The sequence below is a fragment of the Asanoa iriomotensis genome (assembly GCF_016862515.1).
GTDB classification, from domain to species: domain Bacteria; phylum Actinomycetota; class Actinomycetes; order Mycobacteriales; family Micromonosporaceae; genus Asanoa; species Asanoa iriomotensis.
On sequence record NZ_BONC01000016.1, the window covers coordinates 39,038 to 57,091 of the forward strand.

Consider the following 18,054-nt stretch of genomic DNA (forward strand, 5'->3'; position numbering starts at 1 on the left):
CTACCCGCCGATGATGCTCTGCAGGATCTGCAGGAAAACCGGTGACAGCACGGCGAGGGCGTAGCCACCGAGCGACCGTTTGAAGTAGCCCTTAGACTGCTCAACCCGGCCCGTGTCGTTGCCGGCACCCATGTACAGCAGGGCACCGATGGCGAAGAACATCGTGGCGACGGCGGCAAGGATCCCCATGACCCAGCCGGTGATGCCGTCGATGACCTCGGGGACGGTCTTGGGTGCAGCGAGCGGCGGCGTGGCCGAGACCGCGTCGGTCAGCAGCGAAAGGAACGTGTGCATAGCGGCGGCTCCACAAAGGAGGTGGTCCGCCGCGGTGGGGCCGTCGCGGCCGGTGGTCCGGTGGGGGCGCTCCTCCCTTGCGGGTAGCGAAGGGCTCGATTGTCAGTACGCCATCGCCAAGCCGTGCCGGACCGTGGCCACTCGGGCTGTCCCACCGGGCGGGCATGCCGTGGATGGCATGCACCGCCCAGATCTCGGCTGTCAGGCCGATCGAACCCGCACGCCTGCTGTCAGCGCCTGACAGGCTCGCCGGCAACGCCCACGTGGCGGCCAGATCAGGCCGCCTCGTCCCGGCCCCGACGCGCACCGACCATAGGGCCGGACAGGTCGCCGCGGTGCACAGCGGCGGCCACCAGGCGCTCGGCGCGGCGCCGGCGCATCCGCAGGGCCGACGCCGACACGCCCTGACCCGCCGCGAGTTGCTCGATCAGCGCATCACCGAACCGCGTGCAACTGATCAGCTCCGCCGCCTCGGCCGAGATAAGACCGGCGGCCGCGGCCCGTCCGAGGAGCAGATCGGGGTGTCCATAGGGCAACGACGGTGACCGCGAGCCCGTGGGGATGTCGGATGGCAGCTCGTCGACGTCGGTGGAGGTAACCACGGCGACACCTGCGCGCCATGCCGCCCAACACAGGCGCAGCCACAGCCGCGGCGGCTCCAGCGGCGCCTCGCGGAGGGCCTGGAGGAAGCCGGCCAGGACTTCGGAATCCACGTCGTCGGCGTGCCGGGCATGCCCTCGGCTGATTTTGGCGGCCATCCTGGTCAGTCCCGGCAGGGCGACGCCGACGGCGCCGACCACCCAGGCCGGGCCCCACTCGCGTGCGTGGCCCGCCAGCTGCCTCCACAGGGCGTCGGTGATGTCGCTGCCGTGGGGCTGCGCCACGATCAGCTGCCGCAGCTCGTCCAGAGGCATGACACGGTCTGGCAAACCGGCCACGAGCCGGGCGTCGAACGCCAAGGGCGCCGGTTCGCAGACGAGGAACTCGAACGCGGTTGCTGCGGCAGTGAGCGCGGAGTGGAGTCGGGTCGGCATAGCGATCCCTTTCGCAGGAGCTGCCGACGCCGGGTGGCGTCAGCGAGGCCTCGATTGGGACAGCTCGACCTGACACCACGAGCGGTTCGCGGGCCGCGGTCAGGTCTCGACAGGTTCTGTCAGGTTGGAAGCTGCGCGGACCGTGTTGCCTCGGGTCGAGCGGCCGGGAGCTGTCAGCTCGGGCCGGAGTTCGATCGGGCTGACAGCACCGCACTACGGGTTGTCAGTACGCCCGCGCCGGTCCGGGGGCCACCGTGCCGATGACCGACCACACCCACCACAGGGCGCCCGTTCCCGTCGGAGACGTGGTGCCCGGCGACCCGCCCGTCCCCATCACCGTCTGGCCGGTACCCGCACCTCACCCGGGCGAGACGATCTCCCACCCCATGGGTGTCCGCCTGGTCCACAACCTGACCCACACCAGCGACCTGATCCTCGACCTGACTGTCGGCCCGCAGCTGACCCGTGCCGTCATCGCCTCACGGCGGCGCCGCCACCCCGGCCCGACCGATGCAGCCGGATGGTGCCCTGAACCAGCCGCACTGGTCGTTGCCGTCTGGCCGCCGCCACCGGCGGCTGGCCCGCCGTCGGAGTTCTTCAGCCGCTGCCGCGCACACCTACGTGCTGGCGGCTGCGTAGCCGTGCTTCTTCCCCACGGCGACCCGACCCAGCCGGTCGACGTCGTCATCGCCGCCAAAGAGGCCGGCCTGTCCTACCTCCAACACATCGTGGCAACGCACCGCGCCCCGGTAGCCGGCAGCCGCGCGGAGCTCAACATCCACACCGACGTCCTCATTCTGACGCGCACTCGGTCCGGCGGTGATCAGAATGGCTGAGCCGATGCCGGTCACGTCGATCTGGTTGACGTGCCAGCGGCTGTCCCGCGACCAGCGCCGTGGCCGGTACGTGCCGGAGTCGTCCACGCACCCGGGCAAAATGCTCCCCGACCTCGCTGCGCACGCCATCGCCTCCTACACCGCGCCGGGAGACCTGGTCCTGGACCCGATGTGCGGATCCGGAACCAGCCTGGTCGAAGCGATGCACCTTGGCCGGCACGCTCTCGGCGTCGACATCGAACCGCGGTTCACCGCGCTCGCCGATGCCAACGTTGCTTTGGCCGCGAGTCAGGGTGCACGCGGGACTGCAAAGGTCATCACCGGCGACGCCACCAGCTTGCTCGATGTGGCCCCCGCGGCGGCGCTCGGCCAGGTCGGTCTGGTGCTGACGTCCCCGCCGTACGGCCGGTCTACCCACGGCCTGGTCACCATGACCCGCGCCGGCGTCCGTAAGCGTGCCCACCTTTACGGCGACCGGGAACACGGCAACCTCGCCTACGCGGGCTGGTCACGGCTCCTCGACGGCTTCGCCGCAATCCTCGCCGCCAGCCACGCGCTGCTGCGACCCGGGGGAACCGCCGTCATCACCTGCCGGCCGGTACGCCGACGGCCCGACGACCTCATCGACCTCCCCGGCGAGCTCTTCGCCATCGCCCGGTCCGTCGGCTTCGACCCGGTCGAACGCTGCGCGGCAATGCTCGCCGCGGTCCGCGACGGTCAAATCGTGCACCGCGCTTCCATGTTCGGCCTGATGGCTGTCCGCAGGTCCCGGGCCGACGGCATCCCCGTTCACCTCATCGCTCACGAGGACGTCCTTGTCCTGCGACGCCGCTAGACCGGTGGCCCGGCCGCCAGCCTTTGGTCCCGAGGCCGCACCCGGGGCGTAGGGCGGAGCTGGGCTGTCAGCTTCCGACAGCTCGTCGAGCCCTGACAGACGGGCCGGCATCTCCTGACCGCACCTAGCCTGAAGGCTCTTTCCTTCTCCTTGTTGCCGATCTGACGCGCCCGCGACGGCATTCGCGCCCACCACACGGTCGGCGGCCTTTCGCCCCGCCTCATCCGTCGGCATCCCACGGCACGGCCGCCATGCCTCTGCACGCGCAACCGTTCCTCACTCCGCGCGGAGGTCCATACGTCGTGGCCGGCGCGCAATTTCCCCCTTTGGAGGGAGACATGCTCAAGCTCGCGTGGTACCTGATCGACGTCGAGTTCCTCACCGAACCGGTCCCCGATTTGGATGGTCCGGACGCCGAGGCTGCCACTGCGCTCCTCGCGGCCGCCGAAGCGGTTCTCGGCGATGAAGGGCTCTTCGACCCGGTGCGCACCACCGTTGCCGTACGACTGAGTTTGATCTCGGCGATGCGGCTCCACGACGCCGCCACACACGCGGCAGGTATCCACAGCAGGGCGGACCTGGTCCACCTCGTCCACGGCCTGACCCTGCTACACGCCTACCTCACCCAGACCGTCCAAAAGCTCGCCGACCACACACGATCCATCGCCTGGGCCGGCTCACCGACAGCGGGCGTCGATCGGCAGACCGCCGACGCGCTGTCCACAGCAGGCGAAGGTGGCGAGTTCGTCACCAGCGACCTGAAGCGCGCCTACCTGGCCCTGGCCCACACCGACCGGTAGACGAGGAGCGCACTCATGTCCAGTCACCGCATCAGCCTCTACCACAACCTCACGTCACCGTTCGTGCCCTACTCCGACAGCGACTGGCTCACCGGCGCCATCACGTTCCGTCCCCTCCTGTCAGCGCACACGAGCCCCGACGCCGCAGCCGACTGGGCGTTCAACGCGTTCAACACCGACCGCCTCCACCTCGCATCTCCACACACCGGCCCGGTCGACGCGGAGTCGCTGCTGGCGATCAAGGTGTACCGCCTGGTCCGCTTGCCTTCGCTGGCCGTCGGCGACGTCGCCGCAGTCGCTGGCCCGGTCGGCGAGATCAACTGGCTGGCCTGCGATCTAGACGGTTGGCGGCCGATCACCCGGCCGCACCGGATCGACGGCGAGCCCTTGGACGTCGACGTGGTTCGCCCGTTCCTGCGGGGTCGGCTGTCGGCGGACCTCGAGGCCGCGGGTGAAGCCGGCGGCGAGATGCACCGGCTGTGCGTGTTCGAACTGTTCCTGAGCTGCGGCCACATCGCCACTGTGGCCCGCGACGGCTGGTACCCGGTCAGCGTCGCCTGCTGCGACCGCCTCGGCGGAATTGTCTCCCGCGGTGACTACATCCCGTTCGCGTCGGAGGTCGAAGGGATCAACCTGCTCTCCGAACGCTACGGGCCCCGACCGGGCGGCGCCCGACGTAAACCCGGCGTGCTGCTGCGCCGCCGCCCCCGCACCGACGACCCGTACACGCGGGCCGACGGCGGCGCCTGTCCAAGCGCTGGCCGCTTCCCGGCTCGCGTCGGCGCACCGCGATACATCCCCGTGAGGCTCATCGCCGAAGGGGATTCCGCCAGCTGACCTACCGCGTTGCCCGAGAAGCAACAACGGCCCGCCGTCCGGCGGGCCTTCGTCGTTCATGGACCCGGGACGCCCCGCCTGGAAACGATGGCGTCCCGGGTTCTCCAGAAGGAGGACCCCAGTGTTCCTACTCCTCGCCTTGATCGCCAGCGGGCTGATCGGGTTCGCCACCGGCCTACTCATCCGCCAACGCGCCATCCGCCGCGCCCACGCGCACGTCCTCGACATGGTCGGGATGATCCTTCGCGACCGGCTTACCGGCCTACTGAACCGCGACGGTCTGCTCATCGAAGCGGACGCCGCGACGCTCGACCCGACCATGCCGATGATCCTCCTACTGCTAGACATCGACGACTTTAAAGCCGTCAACGACACCTACGGCCACGAGGCCGGCGATCACCTGCTCGTCACCGTCGCTCGACGCATCAAAGCAACCGCCGCCGGCTACGACGGCACCGCCGCACGCCTGTCCGGAGACGAGTACGCCGCCTTGCTACCGGCCAACGGCCGTAACCCGTCCCAGATCGCTGACGTGTTCGTCACCCGCGTCGCCGAGCCCGCCTACGTACACGGACCCGACGGCATCCCCGTGCAGATCATCCCGACAGTCAGCGTCGGGGTGACAGTCGCTCAACCGGATGAGGCGTTCGAAGCGGTCGCCATGCGAAATGCGGACACCGCGATGTACCACGCCAAACGCGGCGGCGGCGACCGCCACCGCGCCTACGAGCCGGGGATGGCCATGCCGCGCCCGGCCGGCCGGCGCGGGCCCCGCGCCCGCGACGAGCGCTCCAGGCCGGGCGAGGTGACCCGGTGATCGACCCGCAGGTCGAGGAGATGGCCTGCCGGGTCTGTCTGCATGTGCTCAACTCCTCCGGCGAACCAGCCGCTTATGTCCACCCCGCTGGGCTCGGAGTAGTCACCGACCATGAGCCCGATCCCATCCCGAGCCGGCGGCTCGACACCGTCCATCGCCGATGCGACTTCTGCGCCGACCGTCGTCCGCTGTGGGCCCTGTATGGCGGAGACCTGACGTCGATCGCTCACAGCGCGGACACCACTTTCGTCAACCGTTTCGGCGCGAGCTGGGCCGCGTGCGCGACATGCCACGCCCTCATCGAGACCGGCAAGCTCGACCAATTGGCACGGCACGCGGCAAACGCCCTCGGTACCACGTCCCCAAACGCATACCAACACATCGCCGAGTTCCACCACGGGTTCGTCGAGCACCTGGACCACCGCCTGACCGTGCTGCTCACCACGACGGCATGGCCTGCCACGTCCATCGACCCGCGATCCATCCCGAAGGTCCGCGACCGGCTGGTCCGGCTTTACCACAGCCCGCAACAGTTGCCGCAGAGATTCAGGCCATCAGCGTCCGCAATCGCGGACGGACTCGACCGCGGGCACCTCATCTGGATCGACGATGAGTTCACCGACCTCACCGACGCTGCTGCGGCGAGCCTGCCCGACGTGACCGTCAGCCGTGACCTCCTGCCCGCCGATGACGGCTTATTGCTCTGGTCACGCCCTCTACAAGTCCACGACGCTGCTGCTGCGTCCTGGACCAGAAAGGACGGCGGGTGGGACATCGTCCGCTACCGCACCATCGGCGAAGGCCTCGATGGTGCCAACCTCCAACACGTCCGTGAACAGATCGGCTGGCTCGTCCCGATGAACGCCGTCAGTGTGGCCGACGGACAGACAATCCGAGGCGCGACCGAGCCGACCGCCGCTCTCGCCACCACGTGGGTACTGATCGCGCAGAAACTGGCCGAGGTCCGATCATCAGCGGCGAGCAAGGCCATCGGCAAGGCGTACGCCAGAACCGGCCGGCCTGCTCCCGAGGTCACCCTCGTCAGCATCAGGAGGCCGTCGGTCCGGACGCCGAATCCCGTGATCCCGCGAGGGGACCACCGGCCGTTGGCCGAGCGCGTCTGGGTCAGCCCGCATTGGCGCAACGTCGCATATGGCCCTGAGAAGTCGCTGCGCCGCCCGCGCTGGATCGATCCGTTCCTGCGAGGGCCCGCTGACGCCCCCATCAAATCGAGTACCACCGTGCGCGTACTTGGTGGACTTCCGCAGCAACGCCCGCCGCACCGTGGCGACAAGGAGGCGTGACGAGACGCCGAAGTCGATCGAGAACCGAACGCTGGCGGATGCAGGCATAAGGAAGGGCCCCGACCAGATGCGGTCGGGGCCCTTCGTCCTCGTCGCCGCGATGAGTGCCAACCCGGAAGCGGACGATCTAAGGACCTTCAGGAAAGTTTGTGGTCGCCCGCTTCGACAACTTCGCTGAGCGCGCGAGTGAGTCTCTGTGCTTGGTCGAGGGAGAGAGCGACGACCGTTTTGTTGCCGTCGTCAGTGAGGTTCAACCGCACCAACGTGACCTCCGTGTCGCCCAGCGCGACGAGCGTGGCGTCGATGCCGACGAAATCTCCGGAAGTGCTCATAGCCACCGGCGCTGACACGTGCTCGCCGGTGTCGACGCAGTCGATGCGCTGGCACCACGGGGGGTGCGCGACCAGCTGTTCCACAGTTCCCCTTTCGTGGCAGTCCAACATTTCGGCCGGCCACGGCGGGTCAGCCATGCCAATCATCATTGCCCATATTGGCCTATTCAGCAATAGGCGATTGGCCGATGTTGACATGTAGACATGGCATAGCACGCCAAGGTAAGAATGCCTCTGTGACAAAGGATTCCTCCACGCCGAGCCTGCTCGAGGCGGTCCGCGCGCTCACAAAAGCGCAGGCCAAGGTTGTGCGCGCTCGCAAGAGTCTCGACGCCGCCCGCGCCGAGGTGGAACAGCACAGACGGGCGGTCGCTGACGCGGCTGTCATCGCGCATCGAAACGGGATGCGCCAGAAGGAAATCGCTGAGCGAACAGGTCTAACTCGCGAAACCATCCGCAAATACCTACGGGCGGTCGGGATCAACGCCAACGACTGAGCCGCGGTCACCCGGTCGCCGATCTCGCCACGCACCCGCGACAACTGACAGGGATGCTGGCCGGCTGGGTCTGCCGACCGTCGAGGATCACCGCGACAGCGGCAGGGCATCGGGCGCAGAAGCCCGGTCGCGCAGTCAGCGCTCAATCCGCGGCGCGCGAGGCCTGGGTGCGTGCACACGGTTTAGAACGTGCGTCCTAACGTCGCGCGGTGGTGGAGTGGATCAGGGTCTGGGTGGTCACCACCACCTGGCGCCGGTGGAGGGACTCACCCCACCAGACGACGAGGCTTGTTCGCCAGGCGCGCACAGCTGCGGAGCTTCGCGTGCTCATCGAGGCCGCGCGGGCTGATCCGCTTGCCTCCTACAGCTACCGGTCGCAGCGAATCCTGGATGGCAAGCCTGCCGACCGGTGCCGAAACAGTCACCGGTACTGGTCGCCCAACTGGACCCGGTTCGACTGGGCGATATGCGGCTGCGGTGGCCACCACATCTGGATCTGCCTGCACCCGGGCTGCAGTGACGTACGCGTGGAGCCGGATTTCGCCTACGACTGCACCCCAACGTGGCCCCGAAGCAGCCGACACCGGGCCGCCAGGCCAGACACTGCACGGATTGACGATTCGTCCTGCTGAATCTGCCTGCGGACGCCGCTCCACCAGGCCAACGATCGAGGGGTGGCAAGATCAGCACACTTGAGCAGTAGGTGCACGAGGCTGTGACCCGGCCCGGTCGCGACCGCGCGAGCCTGCGATACCCGCTGGCGCCGATGCTCGCCACTCCTGTGCGCGAGCTCCCGGTCGGCCCCGGCTGGGCGTGGGAGCCGAAATGGGATGGGTGGCGTCAGCTGGCCTGGATCCGCGAGAACCGGGTCCAGCTCCAGACGCGCAACGGCCACCCGATCAGCCTCCAATTCCCCGACATCACCCGCGCCCTTCGCCCACTGCCGGCCGGGACCGTTCTCGACGGTGAGCTCATCGTCTGGGACGAGGAGCGCGAGCGGTCCAGTTTCTCGCTGCTGCAGCGGCGCGCCGCAGCCGGCAGGCGCGCACTCCAGATGGCTCGCCAGTTCCCTGCCCACTACGTGGTCTTCGACCTCCTGGCGACCCGGGACGAGTCTCTGCTGCCCGCGCCACTGGCCGAACGTCGACAGCTGCTCGAGCACCTACTTACTGACGTGCCGAACCAGATCGTGTTGTGCCCGCACAGCACAAGCCTCGCCGTCGCCCGCGAATGGATCGACACCTGGGTCGCGACCGGGATCGAGGGCGTCGTCGCCAAGCGGCAGGACCAGCGCTACCGCGTCGGTCGCGCCGGCTGGCGGAAACTACGCGTCCGCACGACTACGGAGGCGATCATCGGCGGTGTCACCGGGTGGGTCAGCGCACCGCAAACGGTGCTCGTCGGCCGGTTCGACACCCGTGGGCAACTGCGATACGTCGGCCGGTCGACGCCGCTGACCGACGAGCAGCGCGCCGAGCTCGCCCCGCTCCTGTCCCGGCCCGTCGCCCAGCGACGAGGCGTGGCGGTGAAGCACCCGTGGCCGCAGCCACTACCCGCGTCGTGGTCCCACTCATGGCAACGGCCCGAGCCGCTGCGCTACGCCCAGGTCGAGCCCGCGGTCGTCGCGGAAGTCCTCGTCGACACCGCGCTCGAACACGGGCGATACCGCCACCCAGTCCACCACGTCCGAGCCCGCCGCGACGTGTCGATCTACGACGTGCCCATCCTCGGCGTCGACGAGTAGATCACCGCGTGGTCGGCGGCTGCCCATCGACCGCCCTCGGGTGAAGCAGCCCGTACACAGGTCGACCCACCGGTTGCCCAGCGCGCTTCTTGCGACGAGGGCGACCTCGGCCTGGCCGCCGCACGCGGCACACTCCCGGGATCCCGCGCCTCGGGCGGCAGCCGCCAGGTCGGCAGATGGGGCAAGCGGAAGGGCCGAGGGATCGACGCCGAGTAGGGCGACGATGTCTGACGCCGTGGGCTCGCTCACCGTGGACCCGAGGGTGCCGGGCTCGGAACATCGGATGAACCAACCGCGGCGTCGTCGGCTCCTAGCGGGACGGCCACGTAGGGCTCGGGGAGTTTCCCCTGCCAGTAGGTGGGCGAGTTGGGGCAGAGCTGACACCCATTGACCAGGGGCTTTCCGGCAGTCGCCCATGAGCCGCCGGTCCCGCAGCAGGTCGTGCCCGTGCCGTCCACGCGATACCCCTATTCGAACACCCGTACGCCTCAGCATGCCACGGTCGATCGTCTTGGGCGCGTGGGCTCGGGCGGCGATTCTGCTGGTTCAGGGCGCTTGGGTCGGGCTTTCGTGATCGAGCGCTGCGCGTTCCTCCGGCGTCATCTCCTGGTACTCGGACCAGAATCTGGTGAACGATCTCGCCAGCTCATCGCCGTAGACCTGACTCGAGACGACCTCGCGTAGTGTCACATCGCCCGCCAGGACGGTGCGGGCCATCTCGCGCAGCAGCTCGTTCTCGCTGTCGGCCAGGCGCTCCAGGCACGCGTGGAGCAACCTGGTTCTGCGTGGGTCACCATCCGCGATGTCGGATAGGTCGCTCATCAGATCGCCGGGTGTGTGTAGCGCCCGCCGAGATCAGGGATCTTCAGCTGATCGAGGTTAACCAGCTCCGCAATGACCGACCCTTGGAAAAAGAGCACCGCCGCATACATGCCTTGATAGAGGGCTGTCGCCTTGCCCCACAGCCTGAGCATGTTCGCGACCTCACCTGCGGCGAGCGCGTACCCGACGACGGGACCGACGCCGGTGTACGCGGTCGCGGTGCCGGCCGCTGCCGCGATGCCAGCGATGATCGCCGAGTCTAGTAAGGCTTTGATGACCCCGCCGAGCGCCTCGCCCATCGACCACACCGCGCCAGCCATTACCGAATACGACTCGCTGAGACTGCCCAGCGGATCGCGGAGAGTGAACACCGCGTCATTCGCGTCGGTGAAGAAGCGGTATGCGCCCTCGCCGGCGTTGCCCGCCCACACATCCTGGAGGACCGCCGCACCGGTCTGCACGTTGTAGGCCATCGCGGCGAGCGCATCGCCGACATTCGTCGTCACCGGTGACATCGCCGCGAACGCTTCCCAGTCGCCGAATAGCCACTGCTGGGCACGGCCGATCGGGTCGAAGCCGAACACCACCGAGAACGCCTCGTTGGCCCAGTGACTCGGGCTGATCATGTCCATGAAACCCAGTGGGTTCGCGGGCGTCTCCGCCGGCCCCGGCGGCCGCAGACAGGATTGAACATCACGGGAGTCCACGAACGTCGTGTAGACACAGGGATTGTTCGCTAACTCGAGTTCGACCGCGGTCGTCGGGCACGCCTCGCTGCCAACGAGGAAATGGTCCAGCGCCGCCGCCGCGCCAACGTCGGTCCGCCGGAAGTAGGCCGCAGCCCTATCCAGTTCTGGTGCGGACTCCTCTAGCAGCGAAATAATGCGCGTCAGTGTCCGGTCGATGGTCGCGGCAGCCTGATCGTGGGCCTGTTGTGCGATCTTGAACGCATCCCCGCCGACCCTCGGCGCATCCGCGTACGGCACCAGGTAGGACCGGATCGACGTGGTGTCCTCGGCTGCCCGCATCACCTGACGGGCAAACGCGTTCACCGCGGCAGGCTCAACCCGGAAGCTCACAACGCGACCGACACGAGGCCAGCGACCGCGACCACGAACGCCGGTGCCAACAGGCGCCAGTCCTTGACCCAAAAGCTGACCACGCCGGCAACGGCGCCGACCACCATCAGGATGTTCGCCGCCAGGTCCTCACGGCTGTCAAACATCGACCGCAGGCCGATCAGCCCCAAGAAGATGCACGCACCCGCCACCGCCCACCGGAAGTTGCGGTACGCCTCCCACTGGAACCGCTGAACCTCGACCCGGTAGTCCTCAACCGCCTGCCGGCGATCGTCGTCCGACACCTCACGTCTGCGCCGTGCCATGCCAGGCACGATATCAACGATCGTCACCGTAGCGATGCGGTGCGTAACCAGCACGACAGGACGGACACCTCGTCCGGCGCACGCTCCCAGTGCCTGACACACACCCCTGCGAGAGCGAGCCAGGACGTCCGACCGAACGTCGACCCTGTGGATTAAAAGGCCCCTCCGGCGGACTTCCAAGGCTTCTCGAGAATGTGTCCCGTCCTGACTCGCGCCGTAGCTGGCGGTCCGAAGGTGTCCGGGCTGGTCACGCTATCCGTCCTTCCAAGGCCGATCACGAACTATTCGCGCGGCCGAGGGCCGTCCGCCAGCGGGGCCTGACTGTCCGTCTCAACTCGCCGACATCCGAGCAGCCACCGAGCAGCCGGGCGTAATGGGGCTACGGATGTCGGAGGGAAGTTTCGCGGCACGACGGTCAACTGTGGACCGAGAAGAACCGGGTCGGCCTGGCGAGGATCGCCGCCGCGCCGTCGAAGTCGGCCAGGCGAGCCGCGAGCGTCGCCTCGGCTAGGCGGGGAGGCAGCGCCGCGCCGAACTTCAGACCCGCGACCGCCCTGGCACTGACCTCTGGAAGGCAGAGTCGATCGGCAGCGTCCGCGGTGAGCCGCCGCCACTCGTCAGGGGTCAGATCGGCGCGCAACCGGATGCTCTCGTCGTCGCAGCGCTGCATCGGATCGACGACCTCGCTCAGGGTCGCCGCCAGGGTCACGTTGGCGCGATAACCCGCCCAGGTCCACCACCGAAGGTCGTCGTCGCGGCGCAGGATGACCGCGCTGCCCGGGTGCACGGCCGCTGCCCTGGCGTCCCGCTCCGCCGCCAGTCGGTCGACCGCCCGCTGGGTCAGCCGCACCGGCGGGTCGGCGCCCAGCAGCACGTCGCGCATCGCGCGGGTCACCTCGAAGCCGAGCCCGCCGACGCCGGCGGTCAGCCACCGGGCCCGCCCCCCGCCGTCGGCCGGCTCGACGAAGCACCGCCGTCGCTTCCAGTCCACATAGGTCACCCGCCAGCTCCTACCGGTGAGGAGCAGCCGCCGGTCGCCCTCGACCTCGTCGGTCAGCAGGCTCGGATCGATCCGGCCGAGCTCCTCGCGACCGGCGAGCACGGTGAACTCGGGTTGCCCGGTGAAGACCGCAAGCAGGTCCATGAAATGTCGCCGACCGTACGCCTTCTCGGCGGCCGGGCCGATGAACAGCATTCCCCCGTCGCGCTCGAGATAGCCCTGCTCGACGAGGTGCCGAGCGATCACGGCCTCGGGGTGCCCGAACGGGTCGAGACCATTCCACCACTCCACGAACGTCCGGTCGCCGACCCGCTGTTCTTGCAGGCAGAGCGCGAGCACCTGCTGTGCGACGATGTGTCGCGGCTGCGGTCGGGGTCGCACCGGCTCGACCCAGCCGCTCCCCCACAGGTGCAGCAGCGCCGCAGCGTGCACCAGCGCGTCGCCGTCCAACGTCAGGAACAGGCAGTTACGCGCGCTGCCCGGCCGGCGACCGGTGCGGCCGATCCGTTGTAGGAACGACGCCACGGTCGCGGGGGCGTCGATCTGGATGACCCGGTCGAGGTCGCCGACGTCGATCCCGAGCTCGAGGGTGCTGGTCGAGACGATCACGCAGTTGCGCGCCTCGGCGAACGCCTGCTCGGCGCGGCGCCGCTCGTCAGCGGAGAGCGACGCGTGCGAGAGGAAGGTCGTCACGCCGTGGCCACGCAGCAGGGCGCCCAGCTCCTCGACCCGCTGCCGCGACTCGCAGAAGACCAGCCGTTTCTCACCGGCATGGAGCGCGGCGACGACCTTGGCGGCGTTGCCGAGCGACCCGACGAAGTCGAGCTCGACGTCACCCGCGGGCGGCCGGCCGCCGCCGACGGTGACGACATCTGCACCGACGCCGGCGACGGGGACGGGGAGGTCCGGCGCTACTACCGTGCCGGGCACCTTCCCCCGGTTTGAGCCCTGCAACCACGCGACGAGGTCGGCGGGATTACCCACCGTCGCGGATAGCCCGACGCGTTGCACGGGTCGCCTGACCAGCCTCGTCAGGCGTTCGAGGACCGCGAGCAGGTGCCAGCCGCGGTCGTCGCCGGCGAAGGCGTGCACCTCGTCGACAACGATCGCGCGCAGCCCCGAGAAGAACTGGGCGTGATCGACGTGCCGGCTGACCAGCATGGACTCCAGCGACTCCGGTGTCGTGAGCACGATGTCGGGGCGCTCCCACAGCACCCGCCTGCGGGCCGCGGATCCGACGTCGCCGTGCCACAGCGACGCGGTGCGGCCGAGCCAGCCCGCATAGCTCGTCACCCGCGGATGCAGATTGTTGAGCAGCGCCCGCAGCGGGCAGACATAGAGCAGCGACGGGCCGACCCAGTGTTCCGTGGCCATCCGCGACAGCAGCGGAAACAGCGCCGCCTCCGTCTTGCCGCCCGCGGTGGGCGCGATGAGCAGCGCGTCCTCGCCTGCGGAGAGCGGGGCGATCGCCGCACGTTGCAGCGGGCGCAGATCGGGCCAGCCGAGGCTGTTGACGATGTGGTGCACGACCACGGGATGCAGCTCGAGCATGCTACAACGTCAGCTCTACGTCGCCTGCGGACGCAGCGTTGCGCTCGACCTCGGTCAACTCGTCGCCGCGCACGGTCAACGTGTAGTGCTGTCGCGGGTCGAAGTCGTCGAACTGGTCGACTCGGTCCAGGACGTCGGCGACGAGCTTCTTGAGGAAGACGCGGGGCGCGACACCGACCTGGCCGCCGAGCCGCCCGGTGACTGCGGCGGCGAGTTCACCGACGTAGGCGTCTTCGAGGCGGGAGCCGTACAGGTCGCGCACCTTCCGGCCGAGTTCGACGAGCTGGTCGAGGTCGAATCCGGGCAGGCGGACTTGGGTGGCGCGGGGGTTGTCCCAGCGTGGGTCGGCGCCGAAGTCGGTCGCGAGCCGCTGGGCCAGCGGGGGGAGCCGCTGCACCCCTTGGGGACCGTCGAAGAAGGCCGGGGTGCCGGTGATGACGAGATACAACCCCGGGAACCGCCCGGCGTAGACCTCGTCGACGAACTGACGCAGCGCGTTGAGGGCTTTGTCGCGCGCGTCGCTGCGTACTCGTTGCAGGGTTTCGACCTCGTCGAGGACTAACAGCAGACCGGAGCTCCCGCTGTCCTTCAGAACCGTGAGCAGCCCACGGAGGAAGCTGAGCGCACCGAAGTGGTCGAGGTCGCCTTTGACCCCGGCGAGTCGCCGTGCGGAGGCGGCGACGTTCGGTTGCCCTGCCAACCAGGCTGCGATCGCGCTCGCCGATGCGTGGTCACCGGCGGCGGTCGCGGTGCGATAGCCGCGCAGTGCGGCCGCGAAACCAGGAGTCGCCCGCGAGATGTCCGCGAGCCGGGTCTCCATCAGGTCGCCGACCGCTCCGTCGAGCCGCTCGGCGTCGTCTTCGCTCACCGTGCCGCCGGCTAGGACATCCTCCTCGAGAGCGAAGATCCAACCATCGAGTACGGGGCGCAGCGCGCTCGGCGTGAACTGCTCAGTGACGAGGTGCTCCACCAGCCGACGGTAGACGGTCTCCATCCGGTGCAGCGGCGTCTCCAGTTCGGAGATCTGCACCTCGGAGGTGGCGAAGCCAAGCCGCTTGGCTCGCTCCGCCAGCCAGCGGGTGAAGAACGTCTTGCCCGCGCCGTATTCGCCGCGGACCGCCTTGAAGACGCTCCCTCCGCCGGCGACCCGGTCGAGGTCGTCGTCGATGGCCACCGCGAACCGGTCGAGGCTGACGGCGAGCGCGTCGAGCCCGATCATCGGCACGACGCCCCGGCGCAACGCGTCGATGATGTCGCGCCGCCGACGCGCCGAGACCTCCGCCGTCATCGCGCACGCTCCAGACCGAATTGCTCGGCGAGCAGGGCGGTGTCGAGCACGACCGTTTGGCCGTCGGGGTCGACGGTCAGCACCGGATAGCCCTCGACCTGGAGGAGCCGACGCAGCGCCGCGACCGTGCCGGTGATCCGGTGGGCCGGCACGCCCGCCGCGGCGGCCAGCGTGTCGAGCCGGCTCCGGCCGCTGCTGGCGACGAGCGCCCGCAGCAGGGCCGCGACCCGGTCGTCCGGCAGCGGCGCCCGGGCTCCCCGACGCTGGACATAGACCTCGCTCGCGAGCAGGTCGGCGACGAGATCCGGAGCGCTGCGCGACGGCGGTGCCGGCGTGCCGGCCGGATCCGCGAAGAGGCCCTCCTGCGCCAGCGAAACCTTCGCGCCGCGCCCGGACCTCGGCCGCGGGTCCGACGCCGCCGGGGCGGTCTCCCTGACGCCTGACGCGGGTGCCGCCCACCACCAGTTCGGGTTGGCCACTGGAGCGCCGGCCCAGCCGGGCACGACGGTGTCGTCTCCCGGGCTGAAGACGAGCAGCGGGATCACGGCCTCCGCAGCCGACGCGCCGCCGTGATAGCCGGCCCTGCGGTGTCCGTAGCGAATCTCCTCCCGCCATGGCAGCACGACCTGCCCGCCGCCGAGCGCCACCCGTCGCCCGCGCACGAGCAACTCGCCGTCTCGGACGGGCCGGTCAGCGGAGCGCCACCGATTCCCGTCGGAGGCGCCCGACAGGGCCCGCCCATCGGGGCCGCGATCGACGACGTGGCCGTGGTCCGAAACGACGACGACGATCCGGTCGGTGGCAAGCGCCAGCAGGTCACGGACGGCGTGCACGGTGTCGGTGTCCCACACCGTGGTGCCGGGTTGGCTGTTGTGGAGCGCGTCGTCGATGGTGTTGATGACCGCCGCGACGATCGGCGTGTCCGTGCTCTCGACGGCCAGCGCGACCTCGGGATCGAGGGCAGCGCCCGCCGACGCCCGCAGCGACCCCTTGTGCAGCAGCACTCCCGTCGGGAAACGCTGGTCGAACGCCTTGCGTTCAGCGGGCTGCTGGCCGACCGCGATGTGCCCGCTAAACAGGCTGCACCGGCTCACCTCGGTGACCGTAGGGAGCGCGGCCAGTACGCCGACCCGTGGCCCGCCGTCCGGGGTCAGCTCGAACCAGGAGCCGCCCCGGGTGATCGAGTCGGCGAGTTCGGTCGCCGCGGCGACGCTCATCCCGTCGAGCACGAGCAACAGCACCCGCTGACCGGCCGCGAGGACGGGCCGCACCACTCGGTCGAGGACGTCCTCGACGCGCAGCATGGCGCCAGGTTCGACGTCCCCGCCGGTCGTGTCGGCGAGCAGCTGGGCGAACAGGTGGTCGTGCCGCTGGCGCCGCTCGTCGACCGCGCGGTGGAGCAGGTGATAGGTCTCAGCCACGTGCGGGTCGCGGTCACCGGCGAAGACGTCCAACCGGGCGCGGTCGACCCAGCCGTCCACGCGCACCTGACGGGAGAGCGCGTCGTGCAGCGTCACGGGGGCGACATCGTCCGGGGTGCCGAGCCACCGCAGCAGCCGCACCGCCATGCGCGCCGTCTCCAGCCGGCCCGGGTCGGCGCCGCGGTGCTGCTCGGCAGAGCGCAGCGCCGCCTCCACGCTGGCCGTCGACCGGTCGATTCCCGTCGGGCCGCCGAGCGCGAGCCCCAGCGCGACGGCCACCTCCCGCAGCCGCTGGTCGAACCCGGCGGGCAGCACGTCGCTCGCCCCCAACAGCATGGTCGCGTCGATCTCGGCCGCGATCTGCTCCGCCCGGCGCAGCATCCGCCGCGCCTCGTGCTTGTCGCTCTCCTCGCCTGCCTGCGCCCGCCCGATCCAGGCGGTGGCCTCCCGGTGCAGGGCGGCTGCCTGGGTGTCGGTGAGGCGCGCCCCGCCAAAGCGCGGTTCCAGCCGGGCACGGGCCGCGGCCACCGCGGTGGCGCGGGCTCCGCTGGGCGGCGCCGGCCACAGCACCCCGGTCAACAGCCCCAGCGGTACGGCGTCCGCGCCGTGCCCGGCCCGGGCAGCGGCCATGATAGGTGTGGTCTCGGCGCCGCCGACGTCGGCCAGGAAGTCGGCGAGGCCGGCGAGGAGGTCCGGCGGATAACGGGTGGCGCGGAGTACCCGGGTGGCGTCGGTGGTCCACTGGAGCAGGCCCGCGCCGTCGATCTGCTGCCGGTCGATGCCGGTCACCTCGGCCACCAGAGAGCGCAGCGCGTGGTCGCGGGTGAGGATCGTGCCGACGGCCGGGGGCCAGCCGGCCGCTGGGGCACGCTCGATGAGCGCGTCGACCACCCACCGCGGGCTCCGGTTGAGCGTCGGGTCGATCTCCGCGGCGGCGAAGAGCGACGCGACGATCTCCCACGGGTCGACCCGGCGCACGGTGTGCCGGCTCACGTAGGCGAGCAGCCCTTCGCCCAGCTGGCCGTCGGTCAGCTCGGTGAGCAGCACCAGCCGCTCGCCGTCGGCCCGCCCCTGCAACGCGGCCCAAGCGGCGAGCGGGGTCGGGCACTCCACCACCCGCGCGGTCGCGTGGTCGAAGCGCAGCACCGGGTCGTCGAGCGGCCAATCGGGACGAGAGCGCAGGGCGAGGGCGGGCGCCTCGTCATCGTCGTCGTCGAGCCACGCCTGGACCTTGCCCCGCACCGCAGTCGGCTGCACC

At 69.8% G+C, this 18,054-nt stretch carries 17 protein-coding genes; 8 read left to right on the plus strand and 9 right to left on the minus strand.

The window, feature by feature from the left end; translation table 11 throughout:
- Positions 1–294: a pilin gene (locus Air01nite_RS13710; RefSeq protein ID WP_203702513.1), complete on the minus strand. Its 294-nt coding sequence runs from the start codon at positions 292–294 to the stop codon at positions 1–3.
- A 275-nt stretch (positions 295–569) separates the two neighbouring features.
- Positions 570–1,328 (minus strand): hypothetical protein, encoded by a 759-nt coding sequence (locus Air01nite_RS13715; RefSeq protein ID WP_203702514.1) that lies wholly within the window; start codon positions 1,326–1,328, stop codon positions 570–572.
- 305 nt (positions 1,329–1,633) lie between these two features.
- Here Air01nite_RS13715 and Air01nite_RS13720 point away from each other — a divergent pair, with 305 nt between their 5' ends.
- From Air01nite_RS13720 to Air01nite_RS13745, 6 genes are all read left to right on the plus strand, one after another.
- Positions 1,634–2,164: a hypothetical protein gene (locus Air01nite_RS13720; protein ID WP_239090703.1), complete on the plus strand. Its 531-nt coding sequence runs from the start codon at positions 1,634–1,636 to the stop codon at positions 2,162–2,164.
- A gap of 4 nt (positions 2,165–2,168) precedes the next feature.
- Positions 2,169–2,999, plus strand: a complete 831-nt coding sequence (locus Air01nite_RS13725) for a TRM11 family SAM-dependent methyltransferase (RefSeq protein WP_239090707.1) — start codon at positions 2,169–2,171, stop codon at positions 2,997–2,999.
- A 338-nt stretch (positions 3,000–3,337) separates the two neighbouring features.
- Positions 3,338–3,799: a hypothetical protein gene (locus Air01nite_RS13730; RefSeq protein WP_203702517.1), complete on the plus strand. Its 462-nt coding sequence runs from the start codon at positions 3,338–3,340 to the stop codon at positions 3,797–3,799.
- Between the two features lie 15 nt (positions 3,800–3,814).
- Positions 3,815–4,636: a hypothetical protein gene (locus tag Air01nite_RS13735; protein WP_203702519.1), complete on the plus strand. Its 822-nt coding sequence runs from the start codon at positions 3,815–3,817 to the stop codon at positions 4,634–4,636.
- A 121-nt stretch (positions 4,637–4,757) separates the two neighbouring features.
- Complete coding sequence (locus Air01nite_RS13740; RefSeq protein WP_203702520.1) at positions 4,758–5,453, plus strand: GGDEF domain-containing protein; 696 nt, start codon at positions 4,758–4,760, stop codon at positions 5,451–5,453.
- Positions 5,450–6,757, plus strand: coding sequence for a hypothetical protein (locus Air01nite_RS13745; protein WP_203702521.1), 1,308 nt, complete (start codon positions 5,450–5,452; stop codon positions 6,755–6,757). The genes Air01nite_RS13740 and Air01nite_RS13745 overlap by 4 nt, the downstream gene beginning before the upstream one ends.
- Before the next feature lie 137 nt (positions 6,758–6,894).
- On the opposite strand, the gene Air01nite_RS13750 is transcribed toward Air01nite_RS13745, so the two are convergent.
- A complete protein-coding gene (locus tag Air01nite_RS13750) occupies positions 6,895–7,227 on the minus strand; it encodes a hypothetical protein (protein ID WP_203702522.1) in 333 nt (110 codons plus the stop codon).
- A 98-nt stretch (positions 7,228–7,325) separates the two neighbouring features.
- On the opposite strand from Air01nite_RS13750, the gene Air01nite_RS13755 reads away from it, so the two are divergent.
- Together Air01nite_RS13755 and Air01nite_RS13760 are read left to right on the plus strand one after the other, a co-directional pair.
- Entirely contained in the window at positions 7,326–7,586 is a 261-nt protein-coding gene (locus Air01nite_RS13755) for a helix-turn-helix domain-containing protein (protein WP_203702523.1), read from the plus strand.
- A 703-nt stretch (positions 7,587–8,289) separates the two neighbouring features.
- Entirely contained in the window at positions 8,290–9,330 is a 1,041-nt protein-coding gene (locus tag Air01nite_RS13760) for an ATP-dependent DNA ligase (protein ID WP_239090704.1), read from the plus strand.
- A 546-nt stretch (positions 9,331–9,876) separates the two neighbouring features.
- Here Air01nite_RS13760 and Air01nite_RS13765 read toward each other — a convergent pair.
- The 6 genes from Air01nite_RS13765 to pglZ all read right to left on the minus strand — a co-directional run bounded on the left by Air01nite_RS13765 (position 9,877) and on the right by pglZ (position 18,053).
- Positions 9,877–10,152, minus strand: a complete 276-nt coding sequence (locus tag Air01nite_RS13765; protein WP_203702524.1) for a hypothetical protein — start codon at positions 10,150–10,152, stop codon at positions 9,877–9,879.
- Complete coding sequence (locus tag Air01nite_RS13770; protein WP_203702525.1) at positions 10,152–11,204, minus strand: hypothetical protein; 1,053 nt, start codon at positions 11,202–11,204, stop codon at positions 10,152–10,154. The genes Air01nite_RS13765 and Air01nite_RS13770 overlap by 1 nt, the downstream gene beginning before the upstream one ends.
- Before the next feature lie 23 nt (positions 11,205–11,227).
- Positions 11,228–11,590: a hypothetical protein gene (locus Air01nite_RS13775; protein WP_203702527.1), complete on the minus strand. Its 363-nt coding sequence runs from the start codon at positions 11,588–11,590 to the stop codon at positions 11,228–11,230.
- Between the two features lie 361 nt (positions 11,591–11,951).
- Entirely contained in the window at positions 11,952–14,087 is a 2,136-nt protein-coding gene (locus tag Air01nite_RS13780) for a DEAD/DEAH box helicase (protein WP_203702529.1), read from the minus strand.
- Between the two features lies 1 nt (position 14,088).
- A complete protein-coding gene (gene brxD, locus Air01nite_RS13785; protein ID WP_203702531.1) occupies positions 14,089–15,375 on the minus strand; it encodes a BREX system ATP-binding protein BrxD in 1,287 nt (428 codons plus the stop codon).
- Positions 15,372–18,053, minus strand: coding sequence for a BREX-2 system phosphatase PglZ (pglZ, locus tag Air01nite_RS13790; RefSeq protein ID WP_239090705.1), 2,682 nt, complete (start codon positions 18,051–18,053; stop codon positions 15,372–15,374). The genes brxD and pglZ overlap by 4 nt, the downstream gene beginning before the upstream one ends.
- Position 18,054: the final 1 nt, after the last annotated feature.

Excerpts from the sequence above, each read along its gene's own strand:
- Air01nite_RS13710 (WP_203702513.1), bottom strand. The coding sequence starts at position 294 with ATGCACACGTTCCTTTCGCTGCTGACCGACGCGGTCTCGGCCACGCCG.
- Air01nite_RS13715 (WP_203702514.1), bottom strand. The coding sequence starts at position 1,328 with ATGCCGACCCGACTCCACTCCGCGCTCACTGCCGCAGCAACCGCGTTC.
- Air01nite_RS13725 (WP_239090707.1), top strand. The coding sequence starts at position 2,169 with ATGCCGGTCACGTCGATCTGGTTGACGTGCCAGCGGCTGTCCCGCGAC.
- Air01nite_RS13730 (WP_203702517.1), top strand. The coding sequence starts at position 3,338 with ATGCTCAAGCTCGCGTGGTACCTGATCGACGTCGAGTTCCTCACCGAA.
- Air01nite_RS13735 (WP_203702519.1), top strand. The coding sequence starts at position 3,815 with ATGTCCAGTCACCGCATCAGCCTCTACCACAACCTCACGTCACCGTTC.
- Air01nite_RS13750 (WP_203702522.1), bottom strand. The coding sequence starts at position 7,227 with ATGGCTGACCCGCCGTGGCCGGCCGAAATGTTGGACTGCCACGAAAGG.
- Air01nite_RS13765 (WP_203702524.1), bottom strand. The coding sequence starts at position 10,152 with ATGAGCGACCTATCCGACATCGCGGATGGTGACCCACGCAGAACCAGG.
- Air01nite_RS13780 (WP_203702529.1), bottom strand. The coding sequence starts at position 14,087 with ATGCTCGAGCTGCATCCCGTGGTCGTGCACCACATCGTCAACAGCCTC.
- brxD (WP_203702531.1), bottom strand. The coding sequence starts at position 15,375 with ATGACGGCGGAGGTCTCGGCGCGTCGGCGGCGCGACATCATCGACGCG.